Annotated in this window: 26 protein-coding genes; 25 read left to right on the forward strand and 1 reads right to left on the reverse strand. The window is 73.1% G+C overall.

Features of this window, described 5'->3' with window-relative positions:
- The 9 genes from lysA (at position 1) to LN037_RS18970 (ending at position 10,659) form a co-directional block, all read left to right on the forward strand.
- Positions 1-1,455 (forward strand): diaminopimelate decarboxylase, encoded by a 1,455-nt coding sequence (gene lysA, locus LN037_RS18930; RefSeq protein WP_230755460.1) that lies wholly within the window; start codon positions 1-3, stop codon positions 1,453-1,455.
- Positions 1,452-2,807, forward strand: a complete 1,356-nt coding sequence (locus LN037_RS18935) for a homoserine dehydrogenase (RefSeq protein WP_230755461.1) — start codon at positions 1,452-1,454, stop codon at positions 2,805-2,807. Before lysA ends, LN037_RS18935 begins: the two co-directional genes overlap by 4 nt.
- Before the next feature lie 56 nt (positions 2,808-2,863).
- Positions 2,864-3,880, forward strand: a complete 1,017-nt coding sequence (gene thrC, locus LN037_RS18940; protein ID WP_230755660.1) for a threonine synthase — start codon at positions 2,864-2,866, stop codon at positions 3,878-3,880.
- A gap of 25 nt (positions 3,881-3,905) precedes the next feature.
- The gene (gene thrB, locus LN037_RS18945; RefSeq protein ID WP_230755463.1) at positions 3,906-4,766 is read left to right on the forward strand and encodes a homoserine kinase; all 861 of its coding nucleotides are present in this window, start codon (positions 3,906-3,908) and stop codon (positions 4,764-4,766) included.
- Between the two features lie 380 nt (positions 4,767-5,146).
- Positions 5,147-7,372 carry a transcription termination factor Rho gene (gene rho, locus LN037_RS18950; RefSeq protein WP_230755662.1) on the forward strand — a complete coding sequence of 742 codons (2,226 nt, stop codon included), beginning with the start codon at positions 5,147-5,149 and terminating at the stop codon, positions 7,370-7,372.
- 274 nt (positions 7,373-7,646) lie between these two features.
- Positions 7,647-7,859 carry a 50S ribosomal protein L31 gene (gene rpmE / locus LN037_RS18955; protein WP_230755465.1) on the forward strand — a complete coding sequence of 71 codons (213 nt, stop codon included), beginning with the start codon at positions 7,647-7,649 and terminating at the stop codon, positions 7,857-7,859.
- A 94-nt stretch (positions 7,860-7,953) separates the two neighbouring features.
- The gene (gene prfA, locus LN037_RS18960) at positions 7,954-9,051 is read left to right on the forward strand and encodes a peptide chain release factor 1 (protein WP_255694460.1); all 1,098 of its coding nucleotides are present in this window, start codon (positions 7,954-7,956) and stop codon (positions 9,049-9,051) included.
- Positions 9,052-9,056: 5 nt separating this feature from the next.
- The gene (gene prmC, locus LN037_RS18965; protein ID WP_230755666.1) at positions 9,057-9,899 is read left to right on the forward strand and encodes a peptide chain release factor N(5)-glutamine methyltransferase; all 843 of its coding nucleotides are present in this window, start codon (positions 9,057-9,059) and stop codon (positions 9,897-9,899) included.
- Positions 9,900-10,014: 115 nt separating this feature from the next.
- The gene (locus tag LN037_RS18970; RefSeq protein ID WP_230755472.1) at positions 10,015-10,659 is read left to right on the forward strand and encodes an L-threonylcarbamoyladenylate synthase; all 645 of its coding nucleotides are present in this window, start codon (positions 10,015-10,017) and stop codon (positions 10,657-10,659) included.
- On the opposite strand, the gene speG is transcribed toward LN037_RS18970, so the two are convergent.
- Positions 10,641-11,159 carry a spermidine N1-acetyltransferase gene (speG, locus tag LN037_RS18975; RefSeq protein ID WP_230755475.1) on the reverse strand — a complete coding sequence of 173 codons (519 nt, stop codon included), beginning with the start codon at positions 11,157-11,159 and terminating at the stop codon, positions 10,641-10,643. The two genes, LN037_RS18970 and speG, sit on opposite strands and share 19 nt — an antisense overlap.
- A gap of 25 nt (positions 11,160-11,184) precedes the next feature.
- Here speG and tsaE point away from each other — a divergent pair, with 25 nt between their 5' ends.
- The 16 genes from tsaE (at position 11,185) to LN037_RS19055 (ending at position 25,082) form a co-directional block, all read left to right on the forward strand.
- A complete protein-coding gene (gene tsaE / locus LN037_RS18980) occupies positions 11,185-11,646 on the forward strand; it encodes a tRNA (adenosine(37)-N6)-threonylcarbamoyltransferase complex ATPase subunit type 1 TsaE (protein ID WP_230755477.1) in 462 nt (153 codons plus the stop codon).
- Entirely contained in the window at positions 11,643-12,989 is a 1,347-nt protein-coding gene (locus LN037_RS18985) for an L-threonylcarbamoyladenylate synthase (RefSeq protein WP_230755478.1), read from the forward strand. Before tsaE ends, LN037_RS18985 begins: the two co-directional genes overlap by 4 nt.
- Complete coding sequence (tsaD, locus tag LN037_RS18990; protein WP_230755479.1) at positions 12,982-13,974, forward strand: tRNA (adenosine(37)-N6)-threonylcarbamoyltransferase complex transferase subunit TsaD; 993 nt, start codon at positions 12,982-12,984, stop codon at positions 13,972-13,974. Before LN037_RS18985 ends, tsaD begins: the two co-directional genes overlap by 8 nt.
- Positions 13,975-14,073: 99 nt before the next feature.
- The gene (glyA, locus tag LN037_RS18995) at positions 14,074-15,360 is read left to right on the forward strand and encodes a serine hydroxymethyltransferase (protein WP_230755480.1); all 1,287 of its coding nucleotides are present in this window, start codon (positions 14,074-14,076) and stop codon (positions 15,358-15,360) included.
- A 15-nt stretch (positions 15,361-15,375) separates the two neighbouring features.
- The gene (locus tag LN037_RS19000; protein WP_230755482.1) at positions 15,376-16,530 is read left to right on the forward strand and encodes a glycosyltransferase family 4 protein; all 1,155 of its coding nucleotides are present in this window, start codon (positions 15,376-15,378) and stop codon (positions 16,528-16,530) included.
- 16 nt (positions 16,531-16,546) lie between these two features.
- Entirely contained in the window at positions 16,547-17,008 is a 462-nt protein-coding gene (locus LN037_RS19005; RefSeq protein ID WP_230755484.1) for a Cg1360 family ATP-synthase-associated protein, read from the forward strand.
- A 101-nt stretch (positions 17,009-17,109) separates the two neighbouring features.
- Complete coding sequence (locus LN037_RS19010; RefSeq protein ID WP_230755486.1) at positions 17,110-17,427, forward strand: AtpZ/AtpI family protein; 318 nt, start codon at positions 17,110-17,112, stop codon at positions 17,425-17,427.
- Positions 17,424-18,245, forward strand: coding sequence for a F0F1 ATP synthase subunit A (atpB, locus tag LN037_RS19015; protein ID WP_230755489.1), 822 nt, complete (start codon positions 17,424-17,426; stop codon positions 18,243-18,245). Before LN037_RS19010 ends, atpB begins: the two co-directional genes overlap by 4 nt.
- Before the next feature lie 49 nt (positions 18,246-18,294).
- Positions 18,295-18,504 (forward strand): ATP synthase F0 subunit C, encoded by a 210-nt coding sequence (atpE, locus tag LN037_RS19020; RefSeq protein ID WP_018335035.1) that lies wholly within the window; start codon positions 18,295-18,297, stop codon positions 18,502-18,504.
- A gap of 50 nt (positions 18,505-18,554) precedes the next feature.
- On the forward strand, positions 18,555-19,127 hold the full coding sequence (atpF, locus tag LN037_RS19025) for a F0F1 ATP synthase subunit B (protein ID WP_230755490.1): 573 nt from the start codon (positions 18,555-18,557) through the stop codon (positions 19,125-19,127).
- Positions 19,124-19,978 (forward strand): F0F1 ATP synthase subunit delta, encoded by an 855-nt coding sequence (locus LN037_RS19030; RefSeq protein WP_230755492.1) that lies wholly within the window; start codon positions 19,124-19,126, stop codon positions 19,976-19,978. The genes atpF and LN037_RS19030 overlap by 4 nt, the downstream gene beginning before the upstream one ends.
- A gap of 49 nt (positions 19,979-20,027) precedes the next feature.
- Positions 20,028-21,659 carry a F0F1 ATP synthase subunit alpha gene (atpA, locus tag LN037_RS19035; RefSeq protein ID WP_308286160.1) on the forward strand — a complete coding sequence of 544 codons (1,632 nt, stop codon included), beginning with the start codon at positions 20,028-20,030 and terminating at the stop codon, positions 21,657-21,659.
- Between the two features lie 5 nt (positions 21,660-21,664).
- A complete protein-coding gene (locus tag LN037_RS19040; RefSeq protein ID WP_230755494.1) occupies positions 21,665-22,687 on the forward strand; it encodes a F0F1 ATP synthase subunit gamma in 1,023 nt (340 codons plus the stop codon).
- A gap of 26 nt (positions 22,688-22,713) precedes the next feature.
- The gene (gene atpD / locus LN037_RS19045; protein WP_230755497.1) at positions 22,714-24,168 is read left to right on the forward strand and encodes a F0F1 ATP synthase subunit beta; all 1,455 of its coding nucleotides are present in this window, start codon (positions 22,714-22,716) and stop codon (positions 24,166-24,168) included.
- 2 nt (positions 24,169-24,170) lie between these two features.
- The gene (locus tag LN037_RS19050) at positions 24,171-24,575 is read left to right on the forward strand and encodes a F0F1 ATP synthase subunit epsilon (protein WP_230755499.1); all 405 of its coding nucleotides are present in this window, start codon (positions 24,171-24,173) and stop codon (positions 24,573-24,575) included.
- Between the two features lie 42 nt (positions 24,576-24,617).
- Positions 24,618-25,082 carry a DUF2550 domain-containing protein gene (locus tag LN037_RS19055; RefSeq protein ID WP_230755501.1) on the forward strand — a complete coding sequence of 155 codons (465 nt, stop codon included), beginning with the start codon at positions 24,618-24,620 and terminating at the stop codon, positions 25,080-25,082.
- Positions 25,083-25,114 lie beyond the last annotated feature (32 nt).

Raw genomic sequence — 25,114 nt, forward strand, 5'->3', positions numbered from 1 at the left:
ATGACCCGCGCCCACCCCGCCGGGCCCCGGCACGCCGACGTCCTGCCCTCCCACGACCTCCCGGGCTCGGTCCCGCGCGACGGCGCCGAGCTCGACGTGCTGCCCGCCGTCGTCTGGCCCCGCCACGCCGCCCGGCACGACGACGGGTCGGTGCGGCTGGCGGGCGTCGACGTCCGGGACCTGGCCGAACGCCACGGCACGCCGCTGTTCGTCGTGGACGAGGCCGACTTCCGGTCGCGCTGCCGCGACCACGCGCAGGCCTACGGCGACCCCGGGCTCGTGCACTACGCCTCGAAGGCGTTCCTGTGCACCGAGGTCGCCCGCTGGGTGGCCGACGAGGGCCTCGGGCTCGACGTCTGCAGCGAGGGCGAGCTCGCGACGGCGCTGCGGGCCGGCTTCCCGCCGGAGCGCATCGCGATGCACGGCAACAACAAGTCGCTCACCGAGCTCGAGGCGGCCCTGACGGCCGGGGTCGGCAAGATCGTCGTCGACTCCTTCGCCGAGATCGCCCGCCTGGACGACCTCGCCCGTCGTCACGACCGCGTGGCGGACGTGATGGTGCGCGTGACCGTCGGGGTCGAGGCGCACACCCACGAGTTCATCGCGACCGCCCACGAGGACCAGAAGTTCGGGTTCTCGCTCGCCGGCGGCGACGCCGCGGAGGCGGCGCGCCGGGTGCTGAAGTCGCGCGGGTTGCGCCTGGTGGGGCTGCACTCGCACATCGGCTCGCAGATCTTCGACGCGGGCGGCTTCGAGCTGGCCGCGCGGCGGGTGGTCGGGCTGCTGGCGGAGATCCGCGCCGAGCACGGCGACCTCGCCGACACCGCGAGCGCGCTGGTCGACCTCGGCGGCGGCATGGGCATCGCGTACACCACCGCCGACCAGCCGCGGACCGCGGCGTGGCTGGCGGGGGAGCTGCAGGCGATCGTCGAACGCGAGTGCGCCCGCGCCGGCATCCCCGTCCCGCGGATCGCGGTCGAGCCGGGCCGCGCGATCGCCGGACCGGGCACCGTCACGCTCTACACCGTGGGCACGATCAAGGACGTCGAGCTGGGCGGCGGCACGCGGCGGCGCTACGTCTCCGTCGACGGCGGGATGAGCGACAACATCCGCACCGCGCTCTACGACGCCGCCTACGACTGCCGGCTGGTGTCGCGCTCCGCGACCGGCGTGCCGGGCGCGGCGAACCCGGGCGGTGACACCCCCGTGCTGTGCCGGGTGGTCGGCAAGCACTGCGAGTCCGGCGACGTCGTCGTCCGCGACTGCTGGCTGCCCGCCGACCTCGCGCCCGGCGACCTGCTCGCCGTCGGCGCGACGGGGGCCTACTGCTACGCCATGGCGAGCGCGTACAACAAGGTGCCGCGGCCGGCGGTCGTCGCGGTCCGCGACGGCGCGGACCGGACGATGCTGCGCCGCGAGACCCTCGACGACCTGGCGCGCCTGGAGGTGCTGTGAGCGACTCGATCAAGGTCGCCCTGCTCGGCTGCGGGGTGGTCGGGTCGCAGGTGGTCCGGCTGCTCGACGAGCAGGCCGACGAGCTGGCGGCGCGGGTCGGGGCCCCCGTCGAGCTGGCGGGGATCGCGGTCCGGCGCCCCCAGCGCCACGCCGACGTGCCCGCCGGGCTCCTGACGACGGACCCGGCCGCCCTGGTCGCCCGGCCCGACGTCGACGTCGTCGTCGAGCTGATGGGCGGCATCGAGCCGGCCCGGGACCTGCTGCTCGACGCGCTGAAGAACGGCCGCTCGGTGGTGAGCGCGAACAAGGCGCTGCTCGCGGAGGAGGGCGAGGCGCTGGCCGCGGCCGCCCGCGAGTCCGGCGCGGACCTCTACTACGAGGCGTCCGTCGCGGGCGCGATCCCGCTGCTGCGCCCGATCCAGCAGTCGCTGGCGGGCGACCGCATCCGCCGCGTCGCGGGCATCGTCAACGGGACCACCAACTTCATCCTCTCCGCGATGGAGTCGACCGGCGCGGGCTACGCGGACGCGCTGGAGGAGGCGGGCCGGCTGGGCTACGCCGAGGCCGACCCGACGGCGGACGTCGACGGCTACGACGCCGCGTCCAAGGCGGCGATCCTCGCGAGCCTCGCCTTCCACACCCGTGTCACCGCCGCGGACGTGTACCGCGAGGGCATCCGCGACGTCACCGCCGCCGACATCGCCTCCGCCCGCGCGCTGGGCTGCACCGTCAAGCTGCTGGCCATCTGCGAGCAGGTCGAGACCGCCGACGGAGGCGCCGTCTCGGCGCGCGTGTACCCGGCGATGATCCCGCGCTCGCACCCCCTGGCGTCGGTCTCCGGTGCGTTCAACGCCGTCTTCGTCGAGGCCGACGCCGCGGGCCCGCTGATGTTCTACGGGCAGGGCGCGGGCGGCCCGCAGACCGCGAGCGCGGTGCTCGGCGACCTCGTGGCCGCGGCCCGCAACAAGGTCATCGGCGGTCGCGGCCCCCGCGACACGGCGTACGCCCACCTGCCGGTGCAGCCGATGGGCGACGTCCGCACCCGCTACCACGTCAACGTCGACGTGCACGACCGCGCGGGCGTGCTCGCCGCGGTCGCCACCGTGTTCGCGGACCACGACGTCTCGATCGCCACGGTCAAGCAGGAGGGTCGCGGCGGGGATGACGAGGGTCATGGCGGGGAGGGCACCTCGCCCGCCACACTCGTCGTCGTGACCCACGAGGCCCCCGACGCGGCCCTGCGGGCCACCGTGGAGGCCCTGTCGGGCCTGGAGTCGGTCCGCGGTGTCGCCAGCATCCTGCGCGTGGAGGACCTCGGCCGTCCCGTGAGCGCCCTCGGAGGATCCCAGTGAGCCTGCTCGGTACCCGCGTCGAGTGGCCGGGGATCATCCGCGCCTACCGGGACCGCATGCCGCACGTGAAGGACGGCTGGGACGTCGTCACGCTGCGCGAGGGCGGGACGCCGCTGCTGCCGGCGCCGCACCTGTCCGCGCTGACCGGCTGCGACGTCCACCTCAAGATCGAGGGCGCGAACCCGACGGGGTCGTTCAAGGACCGCGGCATGACGGTCGCGATGACCGAGGCGGCCGCGGGCGGGGCGAAGGCCGTCATCTGCGCCTCGACCGGCAACACCTCGGCCTCGGCCGCCGCGTACGCCGCGCGGACCGACATGACCTGCGCCGTCCTCGTGCCGCAGGGCAAGATCGCGCTCGGCAAGCTCGCGCAGGCCACCGCGCACGGCGCGCGCATCCTGCAGCTCGAGGGCAACTTCGACGCCTGCCTGGAGCTCGCCCGCAAGGCCGCCGAGGAGCACCCGATCGCGCTGGTGAACTCGGTCAACCCCGCGCGTATCGAGGGCCAGAAGACGGCGTCGTTCGAGATCTGCGACCAGCTCGGCCGGGCACCCGACCTGCACGTCCTGCCCGTCGGCAACGCCGGCAACATCACCGCCTACTGGCGCGGCTACACCGAGTACCACCGCGACGGCGTCGTCGAGGCCACGCCCGAGATGCACGGGGTGCAGGCCGAGGGGGCCTCGCCGCTGGTCTCCGGGGCACCGGTGGCGCAGCCCGAGACGATCGCGACCGCCATCCGGATCGGGTCGCCCGCCTCCTGGGACGGCGCGATCGCCGCGCGCGACGAGTCCGGCGGCCGCATCACCGCGGTCGACGACGACGCCATCCTCGCCGCCTACCGCCTGCTGGCCGCCCGGGAGGGCGTCTTCGTGGAGCCCGCCTCCGCCGCGTCGGTGGCAGGGCTGCTCGCCCGCTCGGCGGCGGGCGACCTCACGCCCGGCCGCCTGGTGGTCTGCACCGTGACGGGCCACGGCCTGAAGGACCCGGGGACCGCCCTGGCCGACGTGCCCGAGCCCGTCGTCGTCCCGGAGCGGGTCGACGCGGTGGCCGACGCGCTCGGGCTCGGCTGAGGTGGGCCGGAGCGTCCGCGTCCGGGTGCCGGCCACCTCGGCCAACCTGGGGCCGGGGTTCGACTCGCTGGGGCTCGCACTGGGTCTGCACGACGAGGTCGAGCTGGCCGAGCTCGAGGACGGCCCGAGCACCGTCGAGGTGCACGGCGAGGGCTCCGGTCGCGTGCCGCGCGACGAGCGCCACCTCGTGCTGAAGGCCGCGTGCGCGACCTACGACCTCGCCGGGGTCGACCGGCCGTCGCTGCACCTGACCTGCCACAACGTCATCCCGCACAGCCGCGGGCTGGGGTCGTCGGCGTCGGCCGCGGTGGCCGGGATCGTCGCCGCCTGCGGGCTGCTCGGACCGGGCAAGGCCCCGGACGACGAGGCGGTGCTGGACCTCGCGGCCCGCTTCGACGGGCACGCCGACAACGTCGCGGCGTGCCTGTACGGCGGGCTGGTGGTCACGTGGTGCAGCGGCGGGTCGTACCGCGCCGCGCACCTCGAGCCGCACCCCGACGTCGTGCCGGTCGCGTTCGTCTCCGAGCACTCCAGCTCCACCGAGGCCACGCGCGGACTGCTGCCCGACCGCGTGCCGCACTCGGACGCCGCGTTCACCGCGTCCCGGTCCGCGCTCGTGGTGCACGCGCTCACCCGGGCGCCGCACCTGCTGCTCCCCGCGACGGAGGACCGGCTCCACCAGCCGTACCGCCGTCCGGCCTACCCCGCGACCGCCGCCCTGGTGGACGCGCTGCGTGCGGCGGAGATCCCCGCCGTGGTGTCGGGCGCCGGGCCGACGGTGCTCGCCCTGACGACCGGCGAGGCGCTCCCCGACGGGCTCCCCACCAGCGGTTTCGACGTCGTCCGGCTGCCGATCGACACCGCGGGCGCCGTCGTCGAGACGTGAGCGGCGCACGGCCACCCGGTTGTTGCCCGTGTGTGCCGGTGCGGTTAGTCTGACGACGACAGCGACCAGCGTGATCCGCGCCGGTGCCATGTCCCGGGGACCCCGGGACGGTCTTCCCCGCTCCGGTTCTCGGACGCCTGCCAGGTCGTTGCCTCCCAGATGTTCCGCACCGTGCCGTGCCCCGGGACGCCGTTCCACCCGTACTGCGCCCGCGACACGGCGTCGTCGTGGATTCGCGCGCCCGAACCTGCGTGCGGACACGTCCACTGGCCCGGGATGAGGAGTCCCCGGCCGGTCCAGGAAGGACCTGCGTGACCGAAACCGACGTCATCTCCCCCGACGCCGCCCCCGAACGTCGCCGCCGCGGAGGTGTGTCCGGGATGGTGCTCGCCGAGCTGCGCGAGCTCGCCGGCACGCTCGGCGTCACCGACACCACCGGCATGCGGCGCGGGGATCTCATCTCCGAGATCAAGAAGCGCCAGTCCGGCGCCGCGCAGCTCCCGCTGGGCGAGGGCCCCGCCGAGGAGGCCGCGGCCGCCGAGGAGACCGCCGCGGACGCCCCCGCGCCGGAGGCCGCCGCAGCCGCCGAGGCGCCGGCGGACGAGAAGCCGTCCCGTCGTCGGGCGAGCCGTCGCAAGGCCGTCACCCCGGACGACGCGCCCGCCGAGGCCGGCGAGGGCACCGCGTCCGAGGCGACCGGCATCGCGGACGCGGTCACCGCCGCCACGGACGCACCCGCCGCCGACGCGGACGCCGCCGTCGAGCAGGCCCCGACCGAGCAGGCCCCGGCAGAGCAGGCCCCGAGCGAGCAGGCCCCGACCGAGGACGCCGCGCCCGAGAAGCCCGCCCGCCGGCGTCGCAGTGCCCGCCGCGACGCGGGCCCCGTGGCCGGGTCCGAGGACGGCCCCGCGCCGGAGGCCGAGGCGAGTGCCACCGCGACGCCGGCCGAGGCGCCCGAGCAGGCCCCCCGCGAGGACGACCGCCGCTCCGAGCGTGCCGACCAGGAGCGCCCGGGCCGCGGCGAGCAGAACGGCCGCGACCGCCAGTCGCGCGACCGGGGCGACCGCAACGACCGGGGCGGACGCGACCAGCAGGACCGTGACCAGGGCCGTGACCAGGGCCGGGACCAGGGCCGTGACCAGCAGTCCGACCGCGAGCCCGACGGCGACGACGCCGACGGCGACCGCGGCGGCCGTCGCCGTGGCAACGGGCAGGGCCGCGACGACCGTCAGCGCGACCGTCAGCAGGGCCAGGGCCGCGACCAGAACCGTGACCAGCAGCAGGGGCGCGACCAGCAGCAGGGCCGCGACCAGCAGGGCCAGCAGCGCGCGGACGACGACGAGGACGAGGACGGCGGTGGCCGTCGGCGCGGCCGGCGCTTCCGGGACCGTCGCCGGAACCGCAACGAGCGCGGGGGCGGCCAGGACGGCCCGCAGGACACCCGCGAGCCGGAGGTCCGCGACGACGACGTCCTCATCCCCGTCGCCGGCATCCTCGACGTGCTGGACAACTACGCGTTCGTCCGCACCTCGGGCTACATGGCCGGCCCGAACGACGTGTACGTGTCGCTCTCGCTGGTGCGCAAGTACGGGCTGCGCCGCGGTGACGCCGTCACCGGCCAGGTCCGCCAGCAGCGCGAGAACGAGCAGAACCGGCAGAAGTTCAACCCGCTGGTCCGCGTCGACTCGATCAACGGGCTGGACCCGGAGCAGGCCAAGCGCCGCCCCGAGTTCACCAAGCTCACGCCGCTCTACCCGAACGAGCGGCTGCGTCTCGAGACCGAGCCGCACCTGCTGTCCACCCGCGTGATCGACCTGGTCATGCCGGTCGGCAAGGGGCAGCGCGCCCTGATCGTCTCGCCGCCGAAGGCCGGCAAGACGATGGTGCTGCAGGCGATCGCCAACGCGATCACCACGAACAACCCCGAGGTCCACCTCATGGTCGTGCTCGTCGACGAGCGGCCGGAGGAGGTCACCGACATGCAGCGCACGGTGAAGGGCGAGGTCATCGCCTCGACCTTCGACCGGCCGCCGTCGGACCACACCTCGGTGGCCGAGCTGTCGATCGAGCGGGCGAAGCGTCTGGTGGAGCAGGGCCACGACGTCGTCGTGCTGCTCGACTCGATCACCCGCCTCGGCCGGGCCTACAACCTGGCCGCGCCGGCGTCGGGCCGCATCCTCTCCGGCGGTGTGGACTCGACGGCGCTCTACCCGCCGAAGCGCTTCCTCGGCGCCGCGCGCAACATCGAGGACGGCGGGTCGCTCACCATCTTCGCGACGGCGCTCGTCGAGACCGGGTCCACGATGGACACGGTGATCTTCGAGGAGTTCAAGGGCACCGGCAACGCCGAGCTCAAGCTCGACCGGAAGCTCGCCGACAAGCGCATCTTCCCGGCGATCGACCCGGACGCCTCGTCCACGCGCAAGGAGGAGCTCCTCCTCTCGCCCGACGAGCGGGCCGTGACCCACAAGCTGCGCCGGGTGCTGGCCGCGCTGGACTCCCAGCAGGCGATCGAGCTGATCCTCGACCGGCTGCGCAAGACGCGGACCAACATCGAGTTCCTCATGTCGGTCGCGAAGACGATGCCGACGAAGGACGACGAGTAGTCCCTCCCCGCACGACGACGGGCCCTGCCGGATCGCGGCAGGGCCCGTCGTCGTTCCTGGCAGGAAAGCGTCGTTGCTGTCGTCCAGTGGCAGGAACGCCACGTCGTCGGGAGACCGGCTGCGGGCGCCGGTACACCCGGGAACAACCCGGAGGGCGGGCCGGTTACACGGACCAGCGGGCAGTCCTGAGAGAATGCCCGGTGGCACAGATGCCTCCGGTTCACCCCACGAGATCGACGGGGACCCGGCGGCCCATGACGAGAGGACCAGCCACATGAAGTCCGGGATCCACCCCGAGTACGTCGACACCACGGTGCTCTGCAGCTGTGGCAGCTCGTTCACCACGCGCAGCACCAAGAAGGGCGGGAACATCACCGTCGAGACCTGCTCGGCGTGCCACCCGTTCTACACCGGTAAGCAGCGCATCCTGGACACCGGCGGCCGCATCGCCCGCTTCGAGGCGCGGTACGGCAAGCGCTCCAAGTAGCTCCCTCGACGCCCGTCGTCGACCCGTCCTCACCGGGCGGGCGGCGGCGGGCGTTCGTGCGTCCGGGACACCCAGCGGGGAGCAGGAGAAGACCATGACATCGGTGGCCGACAACTCGGTCCGGGCCCTCGTCGAGGAGCACGCCGGGCTCGAGGCGCGCCTGGCCGACCCCGACGTGCACGCCGACCAGGCCCTCGCCCGTCGGCTCGGCCGCCGCTACGCCGAGCTCGCGCCGATCGTCGCGACGGCGGGGGAGCTGGAGCGCGCCGAGGCCGACCTCGTCGACGCCCGCGAGCTCGCGGGCGAGGACCCGGCGTTCGCGGCCGAGGTGGAGAGCCTCGAGACGTCCGTCGCGGCGCTGCGCGACCGGCTCGCCGAGCTGCTCGTGCCGCGCGATCCCGCGGACGCGCAGGACGTCGTCGTCGAGGTGAAGTCCGGCGAGGGCGGGGAGGAGTCGGCCCTGTTCGCCGGCGACCTGCTGCGGATGTACTCCCGCTACGCCGAGCGTCGGGGCTGGAAGGTCGCGGTGCTCTCCGCCACCGAGTCCGACCTCGGCGGCTTCAAGGACGTCACGGCCACCGTCACCGCGCCGGGCAACGACCCCGACGGCGTCTGGGCGTGGTTCAAGTACGAGGGCGGCGTGCACCGCGTGCAGCGGGTACCGGTCACCGAGTCGCAGGGACGCATCCACACCTCCGCGGCCGGCGTGCTGGTCTACCCGGAGGCCGAGGAGGCCCCCGACGTCGAGATCGACGAGAAGGACCTGCGCATCGACGTGTTCCGCTCGTCGGGCAAGGGCGGCCAGGGCGTCAACACCACGGACTCCGCGGTGCGGATCACCCACCTGCCCACCGGCGTCGTCGTGAGCTGCCAGAACGAGCGCTCCCAGCTGCAGAACAAGGCGCGTGCCATGGACGTGCTGCGCTCCCGGCTGCAGGCCATCGCGGACGAGCAGCAGGCGGAGGCGGCCTCGGCCGACCGGCGCAGCCAGGTCCGCACGGTCGACCGCTCGGAGCGCGTGCGCACCTACAACTTCCCCGAGAACCGGATCTCCGACCACCGCATCGGCTACAAGTCGCACGACCTCGACCGCGTGCTCGACGGCGAGCTCGGCGGGGTCCTCGACGCCCTGCGCGCCGCCGACCGGGCCGAACGCCTGGCCTCGGCGGCGAGCGAGGAGGCGCGGAGTTGACCGCGATGGGGACCACGCGGGTGACCCGCGTCCGTGTGGCGGCCGCGGCGGTGACGCTCGCCGAAGGCGGCGTGGACAGTCCGCGGGTCGACGCCGAGCTGCTCGCCGCGCACGTCCTCGGCATCCCCCGCACGCGGTTGGTCCTCGCCCCCGACCTCGACGACGAGGCCTCCCGCCGCCTGGACGAGCTGGTCGCGCGCCGCGCCGCCCGGGAACCGCTGCAGCACCTCGTCGGGTCGGCGGTCCTCGGCCCGGTGTCCGTGACCGTCGGTCCCGGCGTGTTCGTGCCGCGCCCGGAGACCGAGCTGCTGCTCACCGAGGGGGTGGCGGCCCTGCGCGGTGTCGCGGCACCCGTCGTCGTCGACCTCTGCACCGGCTCCGGCGCGCTGGCGCTGGCGCTCGCCGTGGCGCGCCCGGACGCCGCCGTGTGGGCGGTCGAGGCCGACCCGGCGGCGCTCGGCTGGGCCGCCCGCAACCTCGAGGGGTCGGGGGTGCGCCTCGTCGAGGGCGACGTGGCGGCCGACGACACGCTCGCGGAGCTCGACGGGACCGTCGACCTGCTCGTCGCGAACCCGCCGTACGTCCCGTCCGACACCCCGGTCTCGGACGAGGTGGGGCACGACCCCGCGCGTGCCGTGTTCGCCGGGGCCGACGGGCTCGACGTGATCCGCCCGCTGGCGCTCACCGCGGCGCGGCTGGTGCGCCCGGGCGGCCGGGTGGCCGTGGAGCACGACGAGTCGCACGCCCCGGAGGTGCTGGACCTGCTCGGCGCGGCCGGCTTCGTCGACGTCGCCACCCGCACGGACCTCGCCGGTCGGCCGCGGATCGCGGTGGGCACCCGCGCGTGAGCGGTGGCACACCGCTGACACCCGACGTCAGCCGTGGCACACCGCTGACACCCGACGTCAGCCGTGGCACACCGCTGGCGTCCGGCACCGCACCGGTGATCGCTAGGGTCGCCCCGTGACCACGTTCGACTGCCGCATCCCCGACACGCGGGCGGCGGGCCTCGCGGCCGCGCAGTCGGCGGTCCGGGCGGGCCGGCTCGTCGTCGTCCCCACCGACACCTCCTACGGCATCGGGGCGGACGCGTTCGACCAGGACGCCGTGCGCGAGCTGCTCGCCGCCAAGCGGCGCGGGCCCGAGACGCCGGTGCCGGTGCTCGTCGGGAGCTGGTCGACGGTCGACGGGCTCGTGTCGGTGGTGCCGAGCGCCGCCCGCGATCTCATCGAGGCGTTCTGGCCCGGCGGGCTGAGCCTCGTGCTGCCGCACGCCCCGTCCCTGGCCTGGGACCTCGGGCGCACCCGCGGCACCGTCGTGCTGCGCATGCCGCTGCACCCGGTGGCCCTGGAGCTGCTGCGCGAGTGCGGGCCGATGGCGATCACCGGGGCCAACGCGGCCGGGGGAGCGGTGCCGCACACCTGCGCCGACGCGTACTCCCAGCTCGGGGACCTGGTCGAGGTCTACCTCGACGGCGGGCCGCTGACCGCCGACGCCGGCTCGACCATCGTCGACCTCACCGGCCCGGACCCGGTCGTCCGCCGGGAGGGCGCCGTGACCACCGCGCAGATCGCCGAGGTCCTGGGGCGTCAGCCCGTCGTCGCCTGACCCAGGTGCTCGCGCTGCAGGATCCCCATCCGCAGCGCGTCGTGGTAGCGCCCGTCGGCGAAGTACTCCTCGCGCAGCGTGCCCTCCTCGACGAACCCGGCGCGCCGGTAGATGTGGATCGCCCCGGCGTTCGCGACGTCCACCACCAGGTAGACCTTGTGCAGGTTGAGCACGCGGAACGCGTAGTCGAGGGCCAGCCGCGTCGCCGCCGTCGCGTGCCCGTGGCCCTGGTGCTCGGGCGCGACGATGATCTGGAACTCAGTGGTGCGGTGCACCGCGTCGATCCCGATCAGCTCGACGATGCCCACGTCCTCGACGTCGTCGGTGACGACGAAGCGCCGCTCGGTGAGGTCGTGGACGTGCCGGTCGTAGATGTCGCGCAGTTCGACGAGCGCCTCGAACGGCTCGGAGAACCAGTAGGACATGGTCGTCGAGTCGTTGGTCAGCCGGTGCACGAGCGGCAGGTCGTCGCGTTCCAGGGCGCGCAGTCGGACGGTCATGTCGGGCTCCTATCATGGAAGTGCGATGAACGAGGTGACCTTCTCCAGCGGCGGGCCGGACGACACGGCCGGCGTCGCGGCGGCCATCGCCCCCCACCTGCGCGCGGGCGACGCCCTGCTGCTGACCGGTGACCTGGCGGCCGGCAAGACGACCTTCACCCGCGCGCTGCTCGGCGCGCTCGGCTCCGACGCCGCGGTGACCAGCCCGACCTTCTCGCTGGCCAACTTCTACGACACCCCCGGGCCGCGGGTGCTGCACGTCGACACCTACCGCCTCGACGACGTCGCCCAGTTCCGCGACCTCGGGCTCGACGAGTACCTCGACGAGGTCATCGCCGTGATCGAGTGGGCCGGCCTGGTCGAGTCGGAGTTCCCCGACCCGCTGCGCCTGACGTTCACGAAGACCGGCGACACCGGCCGCACGATCACCCTGACCGGTACCGGCCGGTGGGAGTCCGTGCTCGAGGCACTGGCGGTCCACGCATGACGCTCACCCTCGCCGTCGAGACCTCCTCGCGCACCTACGGCGTCGCCCTGCTCGACGACGACGCGGTCCTCGCGCAGGCCGAGGCCGACCGCTCGGACCCCGGCTTCGTCGACGTCGGCGTGCTCGCGAGCTCCGTCATCGCCGACGGCGGGCGCACCGTCGCCGACCTCGACCGCCTCGCCGTCGACGTCGGGCCCGGCAACCTCGCCTCGGTCCGCGCCGGGATCGCCTACGTCAACGCGGTCGCGTTCGCCCGGGGGATCCCGGTGGTCGGACTGGACGCGCTCGCGCTGCTCGCGGGGCCGGGCGACGGGGAGGGGGCCCGCCCGACCCTGGCCCTGCGCCTGGCCGGGGGCACGTCCGTCTACGCGGCCCTGACCCGCGCCGACGGCACCGTCGCCACGCGCCACGGCGACCTCGGGGTCGTCGTCAAGGACCTCGTCCCGACGCCGGATGCGGTCACCTCCGCCGGGACGGACGGGCCGTCGGTCCCGGAGGAGGGTGGCGAGCGGCCCGTTCGGCCCGACCAGGCCACCCCGCTCCGCGTCGCCGGGGCGAGACGGCCCCAGGCTCTCGCGCTGCTCGCCGAGCTCGGGGTCGACGCGGTCGACGCGGGGACCGACGCCCCGCGGATCGGCGACCTCGTCGACGCCCTGCGCCGCGGCGACCACGAGCCGGCGGTGGTCAGCGCCGCGCCGCTCACCGAGTCGAGCGTCCGGTTCCGCGGTGACGCGTGGGCGGCCGCCCGGGAGGCGCTGCTCGCCGGCGGGGTCGCCCTGCTGCCGACCGACACCGTCTACGGGCTCGCCGTCCACCCCCGCCGTCGGGACGCGATCGACGCCCTGTTCGCGCTGAAGGCGCGGCCGCGCACCCGCGAGCTGCCGATCATGGTGGCCACCCCGGACGAGCTGCCGAGCCTCGGCGTGCAGGTGCCGGACACCGCGCGCCGGCTGCTCGGCGCGTTCTCCCCGGGGCCGATCACCGTCGCGCTCGGGATCGACGACACCGCCCCGGCGTGGCTGGCAGGCCGCGACGAGGTCGGCGTCCGCGTGCCGTCCGACCCCGACCTGCGCGCCCTGCTCTCCGACGTGGGCGCCCTGCTCGTGACCAGCGCGAACGCACACGGCGAGCCCACCGCCCAGGCGACCGGGCCGATCCTCGCGCAGCTCGCCGGGCGGCCGGACGCGGTCGTCGACGGGGGCACCCGCTCGGGCGTGCCGTCGACGGTCGTGAACTGCCACCTGGACACGCCGCGCATCGAGCGCGAGGGCGCGATCCCGGTGGCCGAGATCGAGAGGGTGCTCGGGGCGAGCGCAGCGACGGGGGGGAAGACCGATGGCTGACCTGATGCTCGGCATCGAGACCTCGTGCGACGACACCGGTGTCGCGATCGTCCGGCCGGACGGCACCGTCGTCGCGTCCGCCGTCGCGAGCCAGGTCGAGCTGCACGACCGCTACGGCGGCGTCTACCCGGAGATGGCGAGCCGCGCGCACGTCGACGCGATCCTCCCGACGGTGCGCAAGGTGCTCGACGACGCCGGGCTCACCCCGGCCGACCTCACGGCCATCGGCGTGACGCGCGGCCCGGGCCTGATCGGCAGCCTCGTCGTCGGGACGAACTCCGCGGTCGGGCTGGGCGACGGGTGGGGGCTGCCGGTGTACGGCGTGAACCACCTGCGCGGGCACCTGCGCTCCGCCGACCTGGACGAGCGGCGGGTGACCTACCCGGCGATGGTGCTGCTCGTCTCCGGCGGTCACACGCTGCTCGCGCACGTGCAGGAGAACGGCGACGTGGCCCTCGTCGGGTCGACCCGCGACGACTCGGTGGGGGAGGCCTACGACAAGGTCGCCCGCATGCTCGGCCTCGGCTACCCCGGCGGGCCCGCGATCGACCGGCTCGCGACGACCGGCACCCCCGACGTCGACCTCCCCCGCCCCGCGAAGGACCTCGCCCTGGACTTCTCCTTCTCCGGGCTGAAGTCCGCGGTGTCGCGGTTCCTCGCGGCGAACCCGGACCACCCGCCCGAGAACATGGCGGCGAGCTTCGTCGAGGCGTGCCTCGACGTGCTGCTCTCGAAGTGCCGCAAGGCCCTGGGGCAGCACCCGAGCCGCTGCCTCGTCGTCGTGGGCGGCGTCGCGGCGAGCCCGCAGCTGCGCGAGCGGGCCGCGGCGCTCTGCACGGAGACCGGCGTCGAGCTGTGCCTGCCGCCGCTGCGCTGGTCCACCGACAACGGCGCCATGATCGGCCTCGCGGCCTGGGACTACCGGGCGCGCGGGCGGGACGAGCGCCCGCGGCCGGACACGTCACTGACGATCGCCGACTGGTGACTCACCGGTGACAGGGCGCACAAAGCACCCGGCCCGACGGTGGACCGGCGGGTAACGTCGATCCACGCCGAATCCCGAACCAGAGTGAGGTACTGCACCGTGGCGAGCACCGACCACTTCTGGGGCCCGGACTTCCAGGCCCTGTCCGCCGTCGACCCCGAGATCGCGCAGGTTCTCGACGACGAGCTCGGTCGGCTCCGCGGCGGACTCCAGCTCATCGCGAGCGAGAACCTGACCAGCCCCGCCGTCCTCGCGGCGCTCGGCTCGACGCTGTCGAACAAGTACGCCGAGGGCTACCCCGGCCGCCGCTACTACGGCGGCTGCGAGGTCGTCGACCGCGCCGAGGAGATCGGCATCGAGCGGGCCAAGGCCCTGTTCGGCGCCGAGCACGCGAACCTGCAGCCGCACTCCGGCGCGAACGCCAACCTCGCGGTCTACGCGGCGTTCTGCCAGCCGGGCGACAAGGTGCTCGCGATGTCGCTGCCCCACGGCGGCCACCTCACGCACGGCGCGAAGGTGAGCTTCTCGGGCAAGTGGTTCGAGCCGGTGCCCTACACCGTGCGCGAGGACGACCACCTCATCGACTACGACCAGGTGCGCGACCTCGCCCTGGAGCACCGCCCGAAGATGATCGTCGCGGGCGCCACCGCGTACCCGCGCCTCATCGACTTCGCGCGCTTCCGCGAGATCGCCGACGAGGTCGGCGCGATCCTCTGGGTCGACGCCGCGCACTTCATCGGCCTCGTCGCCGGCCAGGCGATCCCCAGCCCGGTGCCCTACGCCGACGTCGTCACCTTCACCACGCACAAGGTCCTGCGCGGCCCGCGCGGCGGCATGCTCGTCTCGAAGGCCGAGCACGCGAAGGCGCTCGACAAGGCCGTCTTCCCGTTCCTGCAGGGCGGGCCGCTGATGCACGCGGTCGCCGGCAAGGCCGTGGCGCTCGCCGAGGCCGCCACGCCGGAGTACCAGCAGTACGCGCGCACCGTCATCGAGAACGCGCAGGCGCTCACCTCGGGCCTGGTGGAGCACGGCATGCGCGCCATCTCCGGCGGCACCGACACCCACCTGTCGCTGCTCGACCTGTCGCCGCTCGGGGTCACGGGCAAGGAGGCCGAGGCCCGCAGCGGCCTGGCCGCCATCACGCTCAACAAGAACGCGATCCCGTACGACACGCAGCCCCCGATGGTCGCGTCGGGCATCCGCGTCGGCTCCCCGTCGATCACCACGCAGGGGATGACGCCGGCCGAGATGCCCGAGGTCGCCCGCCTCATCGCCACCGCGGTGGCCGCGGACGAGACCACCGAGGACGGCAAGCGCACCCTCGCCGACACGCGCGACGCGGTGTCGGCGCTGGTGGGGCGCTTCCCGGCGTACCCGCGGGGCTGACCTAGTCTGGCGGGCGTGGACCCGTCGCCACCGTTCGCCCCGCAGGGCCTGCCGATCCGGGAGTACCTCCTGGTGGCGCTCTGCGCGGCGGTGGTGACGTTCCTGGTCACCGGTGTCGTCCGGCGGCTCGCGATCCGTGGCGGGGCCATCGCGGTCCCGCGCGGTCGCGACGTCCACACCGTGCCCGTCCCGCGCCTCGGCGGGGTCGCCATGTACATCGGCGTCCTCGCCGGGGTGTTCGTGGCCTCGCAGCTGCCGGTCCTGCGGCGCGCGTTCGACTACTCCTCGGAGACCCGCGCGGTCATCGTTGCCGGGGGCCTGATCTGCCTCGTCGGCGCGCTCGACGACCGGTTCGGCGTCGACGCGCTCACCAAGCTCGCCGGGCAGGCGACGTCGGCGGGCGTGATGGTGCTGCTCGGCGTGCAGTGGTTGATCCTGCCCGTTCCCGACGGCGGGTCGGGCACGCTGCTGATCCTCGGTCCGGACCAGGGGGTCGTCCTCACGGTCTTCCTCACCGTGGTGCTGGTCAACGCGATCAACTTCGTCGACGGCCTGGACGGTCTGGCCGCGGGCATCGGGCTGATCGCGGCCCTGGCGGTGCTGGCCTACTCGCTCGGCCTGCTCGACCAGCGCGACGGCGACGTCACCGCCTACCCGCCCGCGCTGATCGCCGCGGTGCTCGCCGGGGCGTGTGCGGGCTTCCTGCCGCACAACTTCCAGCCGGCGCGCATCTTCATGGGCGACTCCGGCTCGATGCTGATCGGCCTGATGCTCGCCGCCGCGACGACCACGGCATCCGGCCGGATCACCTACTCCGACTCCGCCCCGCGCAACGCGGTCGCGCTGCTCGCGCCGATCGTCGTCGTCGCGGCCGTGGTCCTGGTGCCGCTGGTCGACCTGCTGCTCGCGGTGGTGCGCCGCACCCGCGCCGGACGCAGCCCGTTCGCGCCGGACAAGATGCACCTGCACCACCGCCTGCTCGAGATCGGGCACTCGCAGCGTCGGGCGGTGCTGCTGATCTACCTGTGGGCCGGGGTGTTCGCCTTCGGCGCCGTCGCCCTCGCCCTCATCACCGACGTCTTCCTCGTGGTCTGGCTGGTCGCCCTCGGGCTGCTGGTGGCCGTGCTCGCCTCGGCGGTGCCGCGCCTGCGCCGGACCGCCCGACCCTGAACCCCGGAGTCCCGACATGAACGAACCGAGCGCCGGCGTCGAGCCCGGCGCCGAGGACCGGCTCGCCGCCGCGGTCGGCGCCCAGGTCCACCAGGTCAGCACCGCGATGCTGCGCGGCGGCCTCGTCCCGGCGGCCGTGGTGGCCGTGGTCGTGGTCGTCCTCGCCGGTGTCCTCGCGGGCACCGCCGGCCTGGGCACCGCCGTGTTCGGCGCCCTCGTGGCGCTCGCGGTGTGCGTCCTGGGCCCGCTGGTGATGCGCTGGACCGCGAGCTCCGCACCCGTCGTCGTCATGGGCATCGCCATGATCAGCCTCGTCACGAAGCTGGCCGTGCTGGCGGTGCTGCTGATCGTCCTCGACCGGCTCGAGCTGGTCGACACCCGGATCTTCGCGCTGGCCCTGGGGCCGGTGGCGCTCGTCTTCGTGCTCGGCGAGACGGTGGCCTTCGCCCGCACGAAGATCCCCACGATCGCCGCGTGACCGGTTCGCGTCGGGCGTCCGATTGCTCACCCGAACGGGCTGCATGTGACCTCCGACAGTCCGTAGTGGAACGTCGTGATCGTGCTGATACAGTGCGCGCGATGGCGCAGGACAGCCTCCGCGGTGATGCGGGTCGCACCTCCTCGGGTGGCTCCGCACACCCACCGGTGGCCGAGGGTTGGACCGTCCTGTCGCACCTCCTCGCCGGTTTCCTCCTCTTCGGGGGTATCGGGTGGGGCATCGATCTGCTGGTGGGTACACGCTGGGTGCTCCTCGTCGGGCTGTTGCTCGGCGGGGCTGCGTCCTTCGCGCTGATCTACATCCGATACCTTTACGTCCCGCCGGACACCCGTCCGGCCCAATCCCCTCCGCGTTCCGGTGACACGACCGGGCAGCAGGACCGGAAGGAGCCCGGGTGATCTCGTCGTTGCCGACGTGGCTGATGCAGGCCCCTGAGCCGCCGGCCCCCGGCTTCAAGGCCCCGAGCGGCGAGGACTTCAACATCCCCCCGATGTTCGAGGGGGTGCCGGTCCTCGAGTACGTCGACAAGCCCGTCATCCAGCTGATCTTCAGCGTCGTCCTGATCCTGGGCTTCTTCACGATCGCCACGCGTTCCGCGCAATTGCTGCCGGGGCGCACGCAGTGGCTCGCCGAGAAGTTCCACGTGATGGTGCGTGATTCGATCGCCCGCGACAACATCGGGCCCGAGTTCCGCAAGTTCGTGCCCTACCTGGTGGCGCTCTTCGCGTTCCTCGTGGTGAACAACCTCTTCGGGATCATCCCGCTGATCCAGTTCCCCACGTTCTCGCACCCGGGAATGGCGTACGCACTCGCGATCCTCACCTGGCTGATCTACAACATCGTCGGCATCCGCAAGCAGGGATTCGTCGGCTACATCCAGCTGATGACCTGGCCCCCCGGTGTGCCGGGCTGGGTCCGCATCATCCTCACCCCCATCGAGTTCCTGTCGAACATCCTGCTGCGTCCGGTGACCCTCGCGTTCCGGTTGTTCGGCAACATGTTCGCCGGGCACCTCGTGCTGCTGCTGTTCGTCTTCGGCGCCGAGTACATGCTGCTCATCGCCGACTCGGTGCTGCTGAACGTGCTCTCCGTGGGCTCGTTCGCGATGGCCCTGATCTTCACCGGGTTCGAGGCGTTCATCCAGCTGGTGCAGGCCTACATCTTCACGATCCTCACGGCGTCCTACATCGGCGCCTCCCTGGCCGACGAGCACTAGCTCGCGGCTACACCACCGAACCTCCCGCACACCGCGAAAGGACGCTGGAATGCTCTCCGGAAACCTGAACGTCGTCGGTTACGGTCTCTCGGCCATCGGCCCGGGTATCGGCGTCGGCATCGTCTTCGCCGCCTTCATCAACGGCGTCGCCCGCCAGCCCGAGGCCCGCGGCCAGCTGCAGTCGATCGCCTTCATCGGCTTCGCCCTCTCCGAGGCCCTCGCCATCCTGGGCCTGGTCCTCGCCTTCGCCCTCCAGTGAGCCGACCCCCGCGCACCGCGGGCTGACTCCCTGACAGGCGGAGGAAGCACATGAACGTCATCGAGGTGGTGGCGCAGGAGGCCGGCGAGCCCGGCGCTGCGCTGCCCCACCTGGCCGAGATCGTCGTCGGCTTCATCGCGTTCGGGGTGCTCGTCTTCATCATCGGCAAGTACGTCTGGCCGTCGCTCGTCCGGTCCCACGACCAGGACGTGACCCGGCTGCGTGACGGGATGGAGCGGGCGCAGTCCGAGTACGACGACGCCCAGGCCCAGCTCGAGCGCTCGCGCGCCCGACTGGCCGAGGTCGACAACGAGGCCGCGCGGATCCGGGACGACGCCCGGGCCGACGCGGAGCGCATCAAGTCCGACCTCGCGGACAACGCCTCCGACGAGGCTGAGCGCATCAAGGCCCAGGGCCGGCAGAGCGTGGACGCCTCCCGGGCGCGCACGGTCTCCGAGCTGCGGTCCGAGGTGGGCGCGGGCTCCGTGGAGCTGGCGCGGCGCATCGTCGCCGCGTCGCTGTCCGACGACACCGCCAAGTCGCGGTCGGTCGACTCCTTCCTCGACAACCTCGAGGCGATGTCGGGCCGCTCCAACGGCTCCTCGAACGGGGTGAGCTCATGACCGCGGCGACGGGTACGGCCGGCGTGATCGCCGACTTCCGTGCCACCAGCCGGGACTCGCTGCAGGGCGTCCGTCGTCGGTTCGACGAGGTCACGCAGGGCGCCTCCTCGGGCGACCTCACGACCACCGGCGAGCAGCTCGACGCCGTGGCCGACCTGCTCGACCGCGAGGCCGTGCTGCGCCGGACGCTCGCCGACTCCTCGACGGCGCCGGAGGCCCGCGAGGGTCTCGCCGGGCGGATCTTCGACAACCAGGTCTCGCGGCCCGTGGCCGACGTGGTCAAGGGCGCGGCGCAGGCGTCGTGGTCGAAGCCCGCCGACCTGGTGCAGGCCGTCCGCGTGGTCGCCCGCGAGGCGCTCCTCGCGGCCGCCGAGGCCGACGGCCGGCTGGACGCGGTGGAGGACGAGCTCTTCCGCCTCGGCCGCATCGTCGGCGCGCAGCCCGACCTCGAGCGGCTGCTCGGCAGCCCGTCGGCGGACGCGCAGGGCAAGCAGAAGGTGCTCGACGACCTGCTGGCGGACAAGGCGGAGCCGATCACCCGCCGGCTCGCCGCGCAGCTCGTCGCCCACCCCCTCACCCACCACGTCTCCTCGGGCCTGGAGCGGCTGGCCGAGCTGGCCGCCGACCGGCGTCAGCGGTCCGTCGCCACGGTGCGCTCCGCGGTCGAACTCTCGGCCGAGCAGCAGGACCGGCTGGCCGGCGTCCTGGCGCGCATCTACGGGCGCGACATCACCGTGCACCTCGAGGTCGACCCGCAGCTGCTCGGCGGCCTGGTGATCCAGGTCGGCGACGAGGTCATCGACGGCAGCGCCGCGGGACACCTCGACGACCTGAACCGCCGGCTCGGGTAGCCGGAACCGAACACCTTTACTTCTAGGACATCAAGCGAGAGCGGGAACCATGGCCGAGTTGACCATCTCCTCCGACGAGGTCCGCAGTGCGATCGAGGACTACGTGTCCTCCTACTCCGCGGACGCCTCCCGTCAGGAGGTCGGCATCGTCACCTCGACGGGTGACGGCATCGCGTACGTCGAGGGCCTGCCCTCGACGATGACCAACGAGCTGCTCGAGTTCCCCGGGGGCGTGCTGGGCCTGGCCCAGAACCTCGAGGAGCGCGAGATCGGCGTCGTGATCCTGGGCGAGTACGAGACGATCGAGGAGGGGCAGCAGGTCACGCGGACCGGCCGCGTCCTCTCGGTCCCGGTCGGCGACGGCTTCCTCGGCCGCGTCGTGAACCCGCTCGGCCAGCCCCTCGACGGCCTCGGTGACATCGAGTCCGAGGAGAACCGGGTCATGGAGCTGCAGGCCGCCACGGTCGTGCAGCGCAAGGAGGTCAAGCAGCCGCTGCAGACCGGCATCAAGGCGATCGACGCCATGACGCCGATCGGCCGCGGCCAGCGCCAGCTGATCATCGGCGACCGCAAGACCGGCAAGACCGCGGTCTGCACGGACACGATCATCAACCAGCGCGAGGCCTGGGAGACCGGCGACCCGCAGCAGCAGGTCCGCTGCGTCTACGTCGCGATCGGCCAGAAGGGCACCACGATCGCCGGTGTGCGGCAGGCCCTCGAGGAGGCCGGCGCGCTGGAGTACACGACGATCGTCGCGGCCCCGGCGTCCGACCCGGCGGGCTTCAAGTACATCGCCCCCTACGCCGGCTCGGCCATCGCCCAGCACTGGATGTACCAGGGCAAGCACTGCCTGATCATCTTCGACGACCTGTCGAAGCAGGCCGAGGCCTACCGCGCGATCTCCCTGCTGCTGCGCCGTCCGCCGGGCCGCGAGGCCTACCCGGGCGACGTCTTCTACCTGCACTCGCGCCTGCTCGAGCGTTGCGCGAAGCTCTCCGACGACCTCGGGGGCGGCTCGCTGACCGGCCTGCCGATCGTGGAGACCAAGGGCAACGACATCGCGGCCTACATCCCCACGAACGTCATCTCGATCACCGACGGCCAGTGCTTCCTCGAGTCCGACCTGTTCAACCAGGGCCAGCGGCCCGCGCTGAACGTCGGTAACTCGGTGTCGCGCGTCGGTGGTTCCGCGCAGATCAAGGCCATGCGTTCGGTCGCCGGCCGCCTGCGCGTGGAGCTGGCGCAGTACCGCGAGCTCGAGTCGTTCGCGGCCTTCGGCTCGGACCTTGACGCCACGTCGCAGGCCCAGCTCGACCGTGGCGCCCGCCTGATGGAGCTGCTCAAGCAGGGCCAGGGCGAGCCGTACCCGGTCGAGGAGGAGGTCGTCGGCATCTTCCTCGGCACCCGTGGTCACCTCGACTCGGTGCCGGTCGAGGACGTCGCCCGCTTCGAGCAGGAGTTCCTCGAGCACGTGCGCCGCGACGGCGGGGTGCTCGCCGAGATCCGCGACACCGGCCAGCTCTCGGACGAGAACGAGGACCGCCTGAACAAGGCCGTGTCCGAGTTCAAGAACCAGTTCGAGACGCGCGACGGCGACAACCCGACCGACGACGGCGGCTCGGGCGAGCTCGCCGGTGCCGAGGACTCGTCGTCCGACGAGTCCTCCGACTCGGAGAGCTAGTCGGGATGGCAGCCAATCTCCGCGTCCTGAGACGACGCATCCGGTCGACCAAGAACATCGCCCAGATCACCAAGGCGATGGAGATGGTCGCGGCGTCGCGCATCTCGAAGGCGCAGGCCCGCGTCGAGGCGTCGCGGCCCTACTCCGACGAGTTCACGCACGTCCTGCGGACGGCGGCGAAGGCCGGCGCGAGCGACCACCCGCTGCTGACGCCGCGCGAGGAGCCCAAGCGGGCCGCCATCGTCGTCGTCACCAGCGACCGTGGGCTCTGCGGCGGCTACAACGCCAACGTCCTGCGCGAGACCGAGCGGCTCATCCGCCAGCTGTCCGAGGACGGCAAGGAGGCGACGCTCTACGTCATCGGCGGCAAGGGCACGGCGTACTTCCGGTTCCGCAACCGCGAGATGTCGGGGCAGTTCACCGGCTTCTCCGAGGTGCCGGACTACGCGAACGCGGCCCACGCGGCCGACCACCTCACCGCGGCGTTCCTCGCCGGCGGCGACAGCGAGGTGTCGGTCGAGTGGGACGACGACGAGCACGCGGACTCCGGGGCCGACCGCAAGGTCATGTTCCGGGCGCCGCAGGACGCCGAGGGCAAGCCGGGCGTCGACGAGATCCACGTCGTCTTCACCCAGTTCCGCTCGATGCTGACGCAGACCGCGATCGCGCTGCAGGTGGCGCCGCTGGACCTCGGATCGGACGAGGAGGAGTCGGACGACTCCGGCTCGTCGTCGCGCTCCGGGGACTCCGACGGCAGCGACCGCGAGGCGGAGTACGCCTTCGAGCCCGAGCCCGAGGTCCTGTTCGACAGCCTGCTGCCCAAGTACGTGCGGGCCCGGGTGTTCGCCGCGATGCTCGACGCGGCGGCCTCGGAGTCCGCGGCGCGGCAGCGGGCGATGAAGGCCGCGACCGACAACGCGAACGACCTGGTCGACAACCTGGTCCGCGAGTCGAACCAGGCCCGGCAGGCCCAGATCACGCAGGAAATCAGCGAGATCGTCGGTGGCTCCGACGCGCTCGCCCAGTGAGCGAGCAGATCCCCACGGGAGTGACCATGACCCAGTCCACCGCTCCGGCCGACACCGGCCGCGACGAGCAGAAGTCCGGGGCCACCGGCCGGATCACCCGCATCCTGGGCCCCGTCGTCGACGTGGAGTTCCCGCGCGGCGAGGTGCCGGACCTGTTCAACGCCCTCAAGCTCCCGGTGGAGCTGAACGGCGAGCAGAAGACCCTCACCCTGGAGGTCGCCCAGCACCTGGGCGACAACCAGGTCCGCACCATCTCCATGCAGCCCACCGACGGCGTCGTCCGCGGCTCCGAGGTGCACGACACCGCCAAGCCGATCTCGGTGCCGGTCGGTGACGTGGTCAAGGGCCACCTGTTCAACGCCCTCGGCGACTGCATGGACCAGCCGGGCTACGCCGAGGACGCCGAGCACTGGGGCATCCACCGGCCGCCGCCCCCCTTCGAGCAGCTCGAGGGCAAGACCTCGGTGCTCTGGACGGGCCTCAAGGTCGTCGACCTGCTGACCCCCTACGTCGAGGGCGGCAAGATCGGCCTGTTCGGCGGCGCGGGCGTCGGCAAGACCGTGCTCATCCAGGAGATGATCCAGCGCATCGCCCGGAACTTCGGTGGCACCTCGGTGTTCGCCGGCGTCGGCGAGCGCACCCGTGAGGGCAACGACCTCTGGGTCGAGCTCGACGAGGCGAACGTCCTCAAGGACACCGCCCTCGTCTTCGGGCAGATGGACGAGCCGCCGGGCACCCGCATGCGCGTCGCCCTGTCGGCCCTCACGATGGCGGAGTACTTCCGCGACGTGCAGGAGCAGGACGTGCTGCTCTTCATCGACAACATCTTCCGGTTCACGCAGGCCGGCCAGGAGGTCTCGACGCTGCTGGGCCGCATGCCCTCGGCGGTGGGCTACCAGCCGACCCTGGCGGACGAGATGGGTGAGCTCCAGGAGCGCATCACCTCGACCCGTGGCCGCTCGATCACCTCGATGCAGGCGATCTACGTCCCCGCCGACGACTACACCGACCCGGCGCCGGCCACGACGTTCGCCCACCTCGACGCGACCACGGAGCTCTCCCGTGGCGTGTTCGCGAAGGGCATCTTCCCCGCCGTGGACCCGCTGACGTCGACCTCGACGATCCTCGACGCGCAGTACATCGGGGAGGAGCACTACCGCGTGGCCCGCGAGGTCATCCGCATCCTGCAGCGGTACAACGACCTCCAGGACATCATCGCCATCCTCGGCATCGACGAGCTCTCCGAGGAGGACCGGCTCACCGTCGGTCGCGCCCGTCGCATCGAGCGGTTCCTCGGCCAGAACATGTACGCCGCGGAGCAGTTCACCGGCGAGCCCGGGTCGACCGTGGACGTCAAGGACACCGTCGAGGCCTTCGACAAGATCGCGAAGGGCGAGTACGACAACGCCCCGGAGCAGGCCTTCCAGATGTGCGGTGGCCTCGACGACGTCGAGGCGAACATCAAGAAGTACTCGGAGTAGTCGTGGCCGAGATGCAGGTCGACGTCGTCGGCGTGGAGAAGAAGATCTGGTCCGGTGAGGCCTCCTTCGTCTCCGCCCGCACGGTCGAGGGGGCGATCGGAATCCTCCCCGGCCACGAGCCGCTCATCGCGCAGCTGCGCGAGGCGGGCGTGGTCCGGGTGGACCCGACCGACGGCGAGTCCTTCCACGTGGCCGCGTTCGGCGGCTTCCTGTCCGTGACCGCGGAGTCGGTCACGGTCCTCGCGGAGCTCGCGGAACTGGCCTCCGAGATCGACGTGGCCCAGGCCAAGGACGATCTCCGGGAGGCCGAGCACTACATCGGCGAGTCCGACGACCAGGAGTGGCGCGTGGCGCGCGACCGGGCCCGTGCCCGACTCCAGGCCGCGGGCGAGTCGGTGGAGCAGTAGGAGCGCGCAGAGGGTGCAGGACCGCACGCAGGACGACCACGCATGACGACCACGGGGATGACGGTCGAGATCGTGCTGGTCGTCGTGGCGGCGGTCCTGCTCCTCGTCGCCCTCGTCGCGCTGCGCCGCCTCCAGTCGCTGCGCCGCGGCGGGGTGGACGTGGCCCTGCGCCGGGCCCTGCCGGCCGACGCGGTGACCGCGGCCGACGACCAGCGCGGCTGGCACTCCGGGATCGCGCGCTACCGCGGGGACCAGTTCCGCTGGTACCGCGTCAGCGGGCTGCGGTCCGGCCCGAACGTCGTGCTCGACCGCTTCGACGTCGAGATCGTCGACCGGCGCGCCCCGCGCGCCACGGAGCTGCACGCCCCCGGGTCGACCGTGCTGCGGTGCCGGACGGGGGAGGGCACCTTCGAACTCGCGATGGGCGCCGACGTCGTCACCGGGTTCTCGTCCTGGCTGGAGGCCACGCCTCCCGGCCGCTCCACGGGGTACCGCCAGGCGAGCTGAGCGGATCATCCGTGCCGTGACGATGCGTGACG

Origin of the sequence: Actinomycetospora soli, assembly GCF_021026295.1 — a bacterium.
In the GTDB taxonomy this organism is placed as follows: Bacteria; Actinomycetota; Actinomycetes; order Mycobacteriales; family Pseudonocardiaceae; genus Actinomycetospora; species Actinomycetospora soli.